Genomic DNA, 11,066 nt, shown 5'->3' with positions numbered 1-11,066 from the left:
CGCCCGCCCCCCCGCCCCCCCCCCCGCGCCGGCGGCGCGGCGGCGGGCGCCCCCCCCCCCCCCCCCCCCCCCCGGGCGCGGGGGGGGGCGCCCCCCCACCGCTCCGCGCGGTGGCGGACCGGAGCGGGGAATTCGCGGCGCGGCTCCGGCGGAACCGGAGCGGGATCAGAAGGTGACGCCCTGCGCCGACGGCTGCAGCGTGCCGACCTGCATCGACTTGATCAGGAACTCCAGGTGCTCGGCCTCGCCGCTGTCGACGTGCACGTTCACGTCGCCGGAGGTGTCCGAGAAGCTCGCCCGGAAACCGGTGGCGGTGCGCACGTCGTTCTTGTCGCCGAGTTCGAAGTGGACGCCCGCGAACGCGGTGCGGTTCGGCTCCAGCGAGATCTCGGTGCGACCGCCCGGGACGTCGACGTTCTCGCTCGGCACGCCGTCGATCGGGGAGCCCGTCATGTCCTCCGGCGTCAGCTCGGCCCAGCCCGCCACCGGGCAGGTCCGGTCCGACTGGTTCGTGACGGCCAGCAGGTTCACGCCGGGGCGTCCCGGCTGCGGGATCAGGTCGACCGAGTAGTCCGCCGCGGAACAGGGGGAGGTCGAGATGTCCTCGGTCGTCCCACCCTGCTCGACGGCCGCGTTCGACGCCCCGGACGGCGCGGCACCGGTGGCCTGGCCGCAACCGACGAGCAGCAGCGCACCGCTGAACAGCGCGGCGGCGGCACCGATCTTGCGGGTCTTGGTCAGCGACATGGTGGTTCTCCCCCTTCGGCTTCCGCACGGTCGTCCCGTGCCCTTCACGCCGTAGGACGTGCCGTCCGCGACCGGGGTTGCCGCCGCCGCACCGGGAAATCGTTCGTGCGGGTATTCCCGCTCGGCTTTCCGGAGCAGTGGCCGCGATCGCCGTGATCGTTATGATTCACCCACTCGTGCGCGGATGCGACATCGCGCCGAGCGGTGCCGGACGCCGATGTCTGCCGCGCCGCCGGTGCCGCGCAGGCCCCGACGTGCGAGCCGCCGGATCGCTGCCGCGCGATCCCAGAAGACACGGGCAGAGGTCCACATGAGATCGTCCTTCGTCAGAGGGGGTGCGGTGCGCGCCGGTCGGTTGCCCCGCGCGCTCGCGGTGTTGACGGGGGTGACGGGGCTGCTGGTGAGCGCGGCGGCCCCCGCCTTCGCCGAAACACCGGAACGCCCCGACACCGTCCAGCAGCGGGCCTACGAGTCCGCCGCCGCCGAGTTCGGCGTGCCGCAACAACTGCTGATGGCGGTGTCCTTCCAGCTCACCAGGTGGGAGGACCACCACGGTGAGCAGAGCAAGGCCGGCGGCTACGGCCCGATGCACCTCGTCGAGGTCAGCGCCGAGCAGCTCCGCGAGCAGCACCCCAAGCTCGTCCGGTACGCCGACGAGCCGTCGCTGCACACCCTCACCGAGGCCGCCGAGCTCACGGGCACCGACCCGGAGCAGCTGAAGACGGACGTCGTGCAGAACATCCGGGCCGGTGCCGCGCTGCTCGTGCACCGCGCCGAGGAGATCGACGGCGGCGCGCCTGACGAGATCGACGACTGGTACCCGGCCGTGGCCGAGTTCAGCGGTGATGCGCAGGCCGACGGCGCGCAGTCCTTCGCCGACGACGTCTACGACGTGCTCGGCCAGGGCCGCGCGCGCACCACGTCCAGCGGCCAGCGCCTCGCGTTCGCGAAGGTCGCCGCCGAGCCCGAACCGGACCGCGACCTGTCCGCGGCCCGGCTGAAGGCCGCGCCCGCGGAGGAAGCGGACCAGCCGAAGGCGGAATGCCCCGGAGGACTGGACTGCCGCTACCTGCCCGCGGCCTACCAGCCCACCGACCCGGAGGACCCCACCGCCGGGTACGGCAACTACGACACCGCGAACCGCCCCGAGGACGTGAAGATCGACTCGATCGTCATCCACGACACCGAGGTGTCGTACCAGTCGACGATCAGCGCGTTCCAGAACCCGGCGCACGGCGCCGCCTCGCACTACGTGGTCCGCTCCTCCGACGGCCAGATCACGCAGATGGTTCCCACCAAGGACATGCCGTGGCACGCGGGCAGCTGGGACCGCAACATCCGCTCCATCGGCATCGAGCACGAGGGCTGGGCCGCGGAAGGCGGTACCTGGTACACCGAGCCGATGTACCGCGCCTCGGCGAAGCTCGTCCGGTACCTCGCGGACAAGTACGACATCCCGCTCGACCGCGCGCACGTCCTCGGCCACGACGAGGTCACCGCGGAGAAGGCCGCCAAGGCCGGGCTGGAGCACTACGACCCGGGCCCGTTCTGGGACTGGGCGCACTACATGAACCTGATGGACGCGCCGCTGGACAACGACACGGGCGGCGACGACGTCGTCACGATCTTCCCGCGGTTCGACACCAACCGCCCCGAGGTCGTCAGCTGCTCGCAGGGCGAGGAGTGCGAGACGCTCCCCGCGCAGCCCGCGAACTTCCTGTACCTGCGCACCGAACCGCGCGCTGACGCGCCGCTGCTGAGCAACCCGGCGCTGCACGCCGACGGTGAACCCGGCACCACCCGCATCGAGGACTGGAGCGCCAAGGCCGCCGTCGGCAGGCAGTACGCCGTCGCCGAACGGCGCGACGACTGGCTCGCCATCTGGTTCGACGGCAAGAAGGCGTGGCTGAAGGACCCGGACGGCACCAACACCGCCCCCGCCGACGACGCGGAACTGGGCATCCCCGCCCGCGACGGCATCCCCACCTACGGGCGGGCGCTGCCCGCGCCGGGCGACTACCCGGAGGGCGTCGAGGCCCAGGAGCTCGAACCGCTGCCGTACAAGATCCCGGCCGGTCAGAAGTACGTGACGGGGGACGAGACCAAGGCGGTCGACTACCACGCCACCTACGACGAGCTCGACGATCCGGAGAACCACACCGTGATCAAGGGTTCGGAGACCTACGTCCCGGTCTCGTACAACCACCGCTGGGTCTACGTCAAGAAGTCGGACCTGGACGCGGCCTGACGAGCGGCGGGGCGCCGCGATCCGGTCGGGGCGCCCCGCGCTTCCTCGCGATCAGCCCTGGTGGGCGAGGTTGCGCGCGTAGCTGACGCGGTTGCCGAAGTCGACCACGGCGAACGCGGAGTGCACCGGGATCTGCGTCTGGTGCGCGATCCCGGAGCCGTGCACCGCCACCTGCACCCAGCCCTCGGTGCGTTCCTCCTTCGCGAGCAGGAACAGCAGACCGAGCAGGCAGAAGAACGCGAAGACGATCGCGCAGACGATCGCCCAGGTCGGGATGCCCCGCGTGGTGCGGCTCAGGTCGGTGAACGACCAGGTTGTGCCCGCGATCGGGGCGCGCCCGGACGGGGTGATCACTTCGTGCTGGGTGCAGGCGATGTCGCCGATGGCGACCAGGATCGGCGGTTGCGCGGGGTAGGGGTGCACGGGAGTTGATCGTACGTCGCCGCCCGGCGCGATTCAGGCGAACGCACCTCGCCGCCACCCCTCCGCTCAGTCGGACCAGAGGTGCCAGGTCCGCGTGGTGATGAGGACCGCGGACAGGGCGGTGCAGAGGGCGAAACCGGCCGCGTCGTCGATCAGCAGGCTGATCACGGCGAGCAGGCCCGCCACGACGCCCAGCACCAGCCGCGCCTTGCCGGGCGTGGCCGGGTGCAGGTCGGTGCGGGAGAAGGTGGCGGCGAACTCGGGGTCGTCGGCGGTGAGCCGGTCCTCGATCTCGGCGAGCCGGCGTTGCTCGTGTCGGTGCACTGGCTCCTCCTCCCGGCTCGGTGCGGGCGTGTGCCCGAGCGTGCCCGGGCGCGGGCGCGCGGGTGAGAGGACAACGGCCCGCGTTCCCGGGACCAAAGGCCCGGGCGGGCGCCGGCGAGAACCCGGCCGAGCACCGAGACCTGGCTCAGCGCCGAGCCGCGGCTGAGCGTGCCGACCGGTCCCCGTGCCGAGAGGGACCGGCCCGCTCCTACCCGCGCCGCGCGGCGGATTCCCCGGCGCGATCGAGGTTGGCTGGAACGGCCGTCCGATGAGTTCTCGCGACCGCATCACCTGATCGGCCGTTCCGGGAGCGGATCACGGCCGGGAGCCCGCGCTCCCGGCCGGGGATCAGCCGAGCACCACCGGCAGCGCCCGGAACCCGTTCATGATCAGGCCGCGGTTGCGGCGCAGTTCGCTCCCGCCGACGGCGAGGCGGGCCTCCGGGAAGCGGCGGGTGATCTCCTGGAGCGCCACCTCGCCCTCCAGCCGCGCGAGCGGGGCACCGAGGCAGTGGTGCAGCCCGTGTCCGAACGCGAGGTGCCCGGACCGGGGCCGCTCCAGGTCCAGCTCGTCGGCCCGCTCGAACTGCTCGCCGTCCCGGTTCGCCGAGGACAGGTTGATCATGACGAGTTCGCCCGCCGGGATGGTCACGTCGCCGATGGTCACGTCCTCGGTGGTGAACCGGTGCGTGCTCATCCGCAGCGGCCCGTCGTAGCGCAGCACCTCCTCCACCGCGCCGGGCAGCAGTTCGGGCCGTTCGCGCAGCTCGGCCCACTTCGCCGGTTCGGCCAGCAGCCAGCGCAGGCCGTTGCCGACCAGGTTCACCGTCGTCTCGTGCCCGGCCACGATCAGCAGGAACGCGGTGGCGAGCAGTTCCTCCTCGGTGAGCCGGTCCTCCTCGGCGGAGGCGGTGACCAGCGCCGAGAGCAAGTCCGCGCCGGGTTCGGCGCGCTTCGCCGCGAACAGCTCGTGGAAGAACCCCGCCATTTCGCGGGACGCACCGAGGCTCTGCCCCCGTTCGGCCGGAGTCAGCAGTGCGGCGGTCCAGTCGCGGAACCGGGAGCGATCACCGTCCGGGATGCCCATCAGCTCGCAGATCACCGTGATCGGCAGCGGGAACGCGAAGTGCTCGATCAGATCGACCGGTTCGTCCCGCGGCAGCGCGTCGAGCAGCCCGGTGACCAGCTCCAGCACCCGCGGCCGCAGCGCCGCGATGCGGCGGACGGTGAAGTCGCGGGCCAGCAGCTTGCGCAGCCGGGTGTGGTCGGGCGGGTCCGAGTTGAGCATGTGCTTGGAGAACAGCCCGGACAGCTGATCGCCGAGCTCCGGGTTCCGCTTGCTGCGGATGACGTCGTTGAGGCGGTCCGAATCCTTGGCCAGCCGTGGATCGTTGAGCGCGGCGCGGGCGTCGGCGAATCGGCCGATCACCCAGATCGGGAGCCCGTCCCCGGGGATGGCCCGGTGCACGGGGGCCTGTTCGCGCAGCGCGCGCTCCACCTCGTCGGCCCGGTCCCAGTAGTCCTCGTCGAACAGCGCGGTTCTCGTGTCGGTCACCCGGCCGAGTCTGCCCGTCGCGCAGCGCTACCGGCCACCAGATGATGTCGACGGTCCTCCGGCGGTGGACGCGTCCGGGGGAGTATGTCCCGGTGCGGACGCTGCTCATCGACAACCACGACTCGTACACCTACAACCTCTTCCACCTGCTCGCCGAGGTCAACGGACGGGAACCGGAGGTGGTGGCGCACGACGCCGCCGAGGTGGGCGACCTGCGGCTGGAGGAGTTCGACGCGATCGTGCTCTCGCCGGGCGCGGGCGATCCGCGGCGGCCGCGGGACTTCGGGCTGTGCCGCGACGTGCTGTGCAAGGCGGAGCTGCCGATCCTGGGCGTGTGCCTCGGGCACCAGGGCATCGCGGTGTCCGAGGGCGCCGAGGTGGTGCGCGCCCCGCAGGCCCGGCACGGGTTCCGCAGCCGCATCGAGCACCGCGGCGATCCGCTGTTCGCCGGGATGCCCGCCGAGTTCGCGGCCGTGCGCTACCACTCGCTGTGCGTGGCCGAGCCGCTGCCGCCGCAGCTGGAACCGCTGGCCTGGGCCGAGGACGGCGTGCTCATGGCGCTGCGGCACCGCTCGCTGCCGCGCTGGGGCGTGCAGTTCCACCCAGAGTCGGTGGCCACCGAGCTCGGCGCCCGGCTGCTGGCGAACTTCCGCGACCTGGTGCGGCCCGCGAGCCGTCCGCCCGCGCCCGCCCGCGCCGCCGCCCGCCGCACCGAACGCGCGGTCGAGTACCGGGCGCACGTCCGCGAACTCCCGGCGGTCGACGCCGAGGCCGCGTTCGCCGCGCTGTTCGCGGCATCCCCGGACGCGTTCTGGCTGGACAGCGCACAGGTCACGGCCGGCGCGTCCCGCTTCTCGTTCCTCGGCGACGGCTCCGGCCCGCTGGCCGAGACCGTCCGGCACCGCACCGGCGCGGGGCCGTCGATCTTCGACCGGCTCGGCGCGGAGCTGGCGCGGCGCCGGGTGCGGGCACCGGAGCTGCCGTTCGACTTCGTCGGCGGCTACGTGGGGTACTTCGGGTACGAGCTGAAAGCCGAGTGCGGCGGCGACGCCCGGCACCGCGCGGGCACGCCGGACGCCTGCTGGCTGTTCGCGGACCGGTTCCTCGCCGTGGACCACGAGCTCGGCCGCACCCACCTCGTGGCGCTGAGCGCCGACGCGGGCACCGAGCGGGCGGCGCGGCGCTGGCTCGCGGACGCGACGGCCGCGCTGCAGCGGCTGCCCGCGCTGCCCGATCCGCTCGCCGGGCACCGCGGGGTCGCCGACGTGCAGCCGCTGCTGGAACGCTCCCGGGACGACTACCTGGGGGCGGTGGCGGACTGCCGGGAGCTGCTGCTGGCCGGGGAGAGCTACGAGATCTGCCTGACCACCGGCGCCGCGCTGCCCGCCGCCGACGGGGCGTTCGAGACGTACCGGCGGCTGCGGGCGCTGAACCCCGCGCCGTACGGTGCCTTCCTGCGCTGCGGCGACGTGGAGGTCGCCAGCTCGTCACCGGAGCGGTTCCTGAAGATCTCCGGCGGCACCGCCGAGGCCAAGCCGATCAAGGGGACCGCCCCGCGCGGCGACACCCCGCAGCGGGACGCGGAGCTGCGCGACGGGCTCGCCGCCGACCCGAAGTCCCGCGCCGAGAACCTCATGATCGTCGACCTGCTGCGCAACGACCTCGGCCGGGTGTGCGCGCCGGGCTCGGTGCACGTGCCGGTGCTGATGGACGTGGAGAGCTACCGCACCGTGCACCAGCTGGTCTCCACGGTGCGCGGCGAGCTGCGGGAGGGGAGCGGCGCCGTGGACTGCGTGCGGGCCTGCTTCCCCGCCGGCTCGATGACCGGGGCGCCCAAGCGGCGCACCATGGAGATCATCGACGAGCTGGAGGACCGGGCGCGCGGGGTGTACTCGGGAGCGCTCGGCTACCTGAGCCTGACCGGGGACGCGGACCTGTCGGTGGTCATCCGGACCGCGGTGCGCAGCGGCGGCGGCTGGCGGATCGGCGCGGGCGGGGCGGTGGTGCTCGACTCGGCCCCCGAAGCCGAGTACGCCGAGATGCTGCTGAAGGCGACCGCCGCGGCCCGCTGCCTGCCCGAGCCGTGACCGCCCGCGGGTGCGGCGGCGCCGTCCGCCGGGGCAGGCTGTCCGGGCACCGAGCGGCGCCGAATCACTCGGAGGGCGGTCCGCGGACCGCGGGAGGTGGAGGCGCGGCGCGGAACCGTGGATGATCGATTCCTGTTCCCGGCGACCGGCCCGTCCGGCGACCGGTGTTCCGGCGATGGGGAGGACGAAGCACATGGAGCGAGTGGTTCTGCTCGACGAGGGCGGTCGGGCCGCGGGCACCGCGGACAAGGCGACGGTGCACCACGAGGACACCCCGCTGCACCTGGCCTTCTCCTGCTACCTGTTCAACGAGCGCGGCGAGCTGATGCTCACCCAGCGCGCCCTGAGCAAGCGCACCTGGCCCGGCGTGTGGACCAACACGTGCTGCGGGCACCCGGCGCCCGGCGAGACCCCGCACGACGCGGTGCTGCGCAGGCTCGGCGAGGAGCTCGGGCTGCGCATCGAGCACATCGAGCTGGTCCTGCCCCGCTTCCGCTACCGCGCGGTGATGGGCAACGGCGTGGTGGAGAACGAGATGTGCCCGGTGTTCCGGGCGGTCGCCGAACCCGTGCCCGCGCCGAACCCCGCCGAGGTGGAGGACACCCGCTGGGTGCCGTGGACCGGGTTGGTCGAGCAGGTGCGCGACGGCGGCGCCGACATCTCGCCCTGGGCGGCGCTGCAGATCACCGAGCTCGCCGAGCTCGGCCCGGACCCGCTGGCCTGGCCCACCGGCGACGCGGCGGAGCTGCCGACCGCGGCCCGCGAGCCCACGACCGCGTGATCGCCGGGCGGCGCGGGCCGGTTGGTAGCGTCGCCCCGCACCCCTCGACCGCGCGGAGGATTCGATGACCGGGAGTACGGCGGACACCGCCAAGTGGATCCGGCGGTTCCAGCCCGCCCCGGAGGCGACCGCGCGGCTGGTGTGCTTCCCGCACGCGGGCGGTGCCGCCTCCTACTACTTCTCGGTGGCGAAGCGGCTGGCCCCGGCGATCGAGGTCCTCGCCGTGCAGTACCCGGGCAGGCAGGACCGCCGCACCGAACCCTGCGCGGGCAGCGTGCAGGAGCTGGCCGAGCAGGTGCTCGACCAGCTGCGGCCGTGGAGCGACCAGCCGCTCGCGCTGTTCGGGCACAGCATGGGCGCCAGCGTGGCCTTCGAGGTCGCGCGGCGGCTGGAGGAGTCGGGCACGCCGCCGCGCGCGCTGTTCGCCTCCGGCCGCACCGCGCCGGCGCGCACCCGGAACGAGGGCGTGCACGCGCTGCCGGACGACGAGTTCCTGGCCGCCCTGCGGGAGCTGGACGGCACCGAGTCGGCGGCGTTGGAGAGCGAGGAGCTGATGAAGCTCGCGCTGCCCGCGCTGCGCGCCGACTACCGGATCGCCGAGACCTACGCGTACCGGCCGGGGCCGCCGCTGCACTGCCCGCTGCACGTGCTGCTCGGCGTCGACGACCCGAAGGTCTCCGCGGACGAGGCGCGCGACTGGGCCGCGCACACCACCGGCGCCTTCCGCTTCCACCCGTTCCCCGGCGGGCACTTCTACCTCAACGCCGAGTCCGACGGGGTCCTGCGGCTCATCCGCGAACACCTGGCCCGCTGAACCGGTAGTGGGCGCGGGCCGCTCAGCTGACGGCGGTCTTCTCCGCGAGCCTGCCCTCCAGCGAGGCCGTCGCCAGCTCCACCCGCGACCGGCAACCGGTGCGGGCGAACAGCCGGGTCAGCCTGCTCTCCACCGTCTTCTCGCTGACCTGGATCGCCATCGCGATCTGCCGGTTGGTGTAGCCGTCGCTGACCAGCCGCACGATCCGGCTCTCGGTGCTGGAGATGAGCTGCTGCTTGCTGCGGGTGCGCGGCGGGGCGATGCCGCGGCGGCGCATCAGGTCCTGCGCGGCGTAGCGCAGCTCGGTCCAGCCGAGCCTGCGGGCGATGGCGTGCGCCTCGTGCAGCGGGGCCTTCGGGTCTTCGGCGAGTTCGGCGAGCAGCATGTGCAGCACCGCCAGCTGCGGGACGTCCGCGCGGCGCCGCGCGATCTCCAGGGCGCGCGCGGCGGGTTCGGCGGAGCCGCGCAGCTGGGCGCGGGCCATCAGCACCGCCGCGGAACTGGTCTCCGAGCGCAGCCGCTCGTCCAGCGCGACCAGCTCGTCGAACAGCTCCGCCGCCGCCTGCTCGTGCCCCTCCCGGTGGTGCAGCGCGACCAGCCGGTGCAACAGGTGCTCCAGCCCGGCGGGGGAACCGCCGCCGTCCCTGAGCTGCTCGTACTCGGCGCGCGCCACCCGCAGCGCCTCGTCCGGGTCACCCGCCCGGTAGGCGACGCCGAGCCGGGCCCAGGACAGCACGTGCCCGCCCGCGAGGTGCCGCGGCGTGTCCTGCAGCCACTCCTCGGCGCGCCGGTGCTCGCCGCGGGAGGCGCAGATCTCGGCGGCGACGGCGCGCGCGAGGAACCGGGCCGGGGTGCGCCGCTGCGGGGAGAGCTCGGCCTCCATGCGCCGTGCCGCGGACAGCGCCGCGTCCCACTCGCCGGTGCGGAACGAGCGCAGGATCTCCTGGTAGTACAGGACGCTGCCGCGCGAGGGCAGCCGGTAGCCGTCGCCGAGCACGATCTCCAGCGCGGTGGCGTGGTCAGTCATCGCCCCGGCTTCGCGCAGCCGGTCGGGGGCGTGGTCGACGGGGTGCTGCGCGCGGTCCCGCCACAGCGACCAGGCGCGCTGGAAGGTGTCCGCGTCGCCGCTGGCCGCGTGCAGCAGCATCAGCACCTCGGGCAGTTCCGGCAGGTCCTGCGGTTCGGCCTCGCGGTCGGCGTCTCCGGAGAACAGCGCGTTGAACCGGTCGGCGGCCTCGTCGAAGCGGCCGCAGCGGACGGCGGCGGCGAACTCCTGCAGCTCGGCGTCGAAGACCGCGCCGCCGGTGAGCGCCTTGAACAGCCGAGCCGGTTCCTGCACCTGCGCGGACTGCTCGTCCTGCAGCAGCGTGGTGAGCCAGCACAGCCCGACCGCCACCAGCAGCGTGCGGCGCAGTGGCTTGGCCTGGTCGTCCTGGTTGGACCCGGCGATCAGCGCGGGGACCAGCAGCCCGAGGTCCTTGGTGAGCTCGTCGTACTGGCCGAGGCTGGCGCGCAGCCGCAGCAGTTCCTCCAGCAGCGGCGGCCACCGGTCGTCGTCGTCGGAGAGCTGGCGCAGCGCGGCCTTGTACCAGGCGGCGGCGACCTCGGGGTCGGCGCTGGACATCCGGTCGGCTTCCTCGATGAGCACCCGGATCGCGGCGGCCTCCCCGTCCAGGCTCTCGCCGATGTGCACGAGGTGGGTGGCCAGGCGGGTGCGGTCGACCTGGCCGTTGCGCTCCAGCTTGGCGAGCATCTGCCGGGCCAGCGCGGTGTGCAGCGCGCGGGCGCGTTCCGCTCCGGAGCGGCGGCGCAGCGCGGCGGTCAGCGCGGGCACCGCGAACCGCAGCCTGCCGCGCTCGCCGATCTCCAGGATCCCGTCCTCCACCAGGGAGTCCAGTCCGCGGCCCGCGCCGTCCAGGCTGATCGCGGCGGCGGCGGTGAGCATCGGCAGCTCGTCCACCGACACCTCGTCCTGCAACGCGAGCAGCACGGCGAGCCGTTCGGTGTCGTGGGCGGGGGGGGGGGGGGGGGGGGGGGGGGGTATGAAAAAAAACACACCCCCGCCCCCCCACAACAAGCGGAGGGGGG

At 73.8% G+C, this 11,066-nt stretch carries 9 protein-coding genes; 4 read left to right on the top strand and 5 right to left on the bottom strand.

The genetic code is table 11. From position 1 onward, the window contains the following. Nucleotides 1–165: 165 nt before the first annotated feature. Nucleotides 166–747, bottom strand: coding sequence for a DUF4232 domain-containing protein (locus tag LCD33_RS21865; protein WP_224958450.1), 582 nt, complete (start codon nt 745–747; stop codon nt 166–168). A 340-nt stretch (nt 748–1,087) separates the two neighbouring features. Between LCD33_RS21865 and LCD33_RS21860 the strand changes: the two genes are divergently transcribed. Beyond that, on the top strand, nt 1,088–2,995 hold the full coding sequence (locus LCD33_RS21860) for an N-acetylmuramoyl-L-alanine amidase (RefSeq protein ID WP_224978225.1): 1,908 nt from the start codon (nt 1,088–1,090) through the stop codon (nt 2,993–2,995). A gap of 51 nt (nt 2,996–3,046) precedes the next feature. On the opposite strand, the gene LCD33_RS21855 is transcribed toward LCD33_RS21860, so the two are convergent. The 3 genes from LCD33_RS21855 to LCD33_RS21845 form a co-directional block, all read right to left on the bottom strand. Then, entirely contained in the window at nt 3,047–3,418 is a 372-nt protein-coding gene (locus LCD33_RS21855) for a hypothetical protein (protein ID WP_224967245.1), read from the bottom strand. A 66-nt stretch (nt 3,419–3,484) separates the two neighbouring features. After that, the gene (locus LCD33_RS29480) at nt 3,485–3,742 is read right to left on the bottom strand and encodes a DUF3040 domain-containing protein (protein ID WP_224958444.1); all 258 of its coding nucleotides are present in this window, start codon (nt 3,740–3,742) and stop codon (nt 3,485–3,487) included. Between the two features lie 348 nt (nt 3,743–4,090). Next, nucleotides 4,091–5,296, bottom strand: coding sequence for a cytochrome P450 (locus LCD33_RS21845; RefSeq protein WP_224958442.1), 1,206 nt, complete (start codon nt 5,294–5,296; stop codon nt 4,091–4,093). 92 nt (nt 5,297–5,388) lie between these two features. Between LCD33_RS21845 and pabB the strand changes: the two genes are divergently transcribed. The 3 genes from pabB to LCD33_RS21830 all read left to right on the top strand — a co-directional run bounded on the left by pabB (nt 5,389) and on the right by LCD33_RS21830 (nt 8,978). Further along, nucleotides 5,389–7,383 carry an aminodeoxychorismate synthase component I gene (gene pabB / locus LCD33_RS21840; RefSeq protein ID WP_224978224.1) on the top strand — a complete coding sequence of 665 codons (1,995 nt, stop codon included), beginning with the start codon at nt 5,389–5,391 and terminating at the stop codon, nt 7,381–7,383. A 193-nt stretch (nt 7,384–7,576) separates the two neighbouring features. Further along, complete coding sequence (gene idi / locus LCD33_RS21835) at nt 7,577–8,164, top strand: isopentenyl-diphosphate Delta-isomerase (RefSeq protein WP_224958440.1); 588 nt, start codon at nt 7,577–7,579, stop codon at nt 8,162–8,164. A gap of 64 nt (nt 8,165–8,228) precedes the next feature. Then, nucleotides 8,229–8,978 carry a thioesterase II family protein gene (locus tag LCD33_RS21830; RefSeq protein WP_224958439.1) on the top strand — a complete coding sequence of 250 codons (750 nt, stop codon included), beginning with the start codon at nt 8,229–8,231 and terminating at the stop codon, nt 8,976–8,978. Between the two features lie 22 nt (nt 8,979–9,000). Here LCD33_RS21830 and LCD33_RS21825 read toward each other — a convergent pair whose 3' ends face one another. Continuing rightward, entirely contained in the window at nt 9,001–10,968 is a 1,968-nt protein-coding gene (locus LCD33_RS21825) for a LuxR family transcriptional regulator (RefSeq protein ID WP_224978223.1), read from the bottom strand. Between the last annotated feature and the right edge of the window lie 98 nt (nt 10,969–11,066).

It is taken from the genome of Saccharopolyspora sp. 7B (genome assembly GCF_020177435.1).
In the GTDB taxonomy this organism is placed as follows: domain Bacteria; phylum Actinomycetota; class Actinomycetes; order Mycobacteriales; family Pseudonocardiaceae; genus Saccharopolyspora_C; species Saccharopolyspora_C gregorii.
This window is presented reverse-complemented; position numbering and strand designations above follow the sequence as displayed.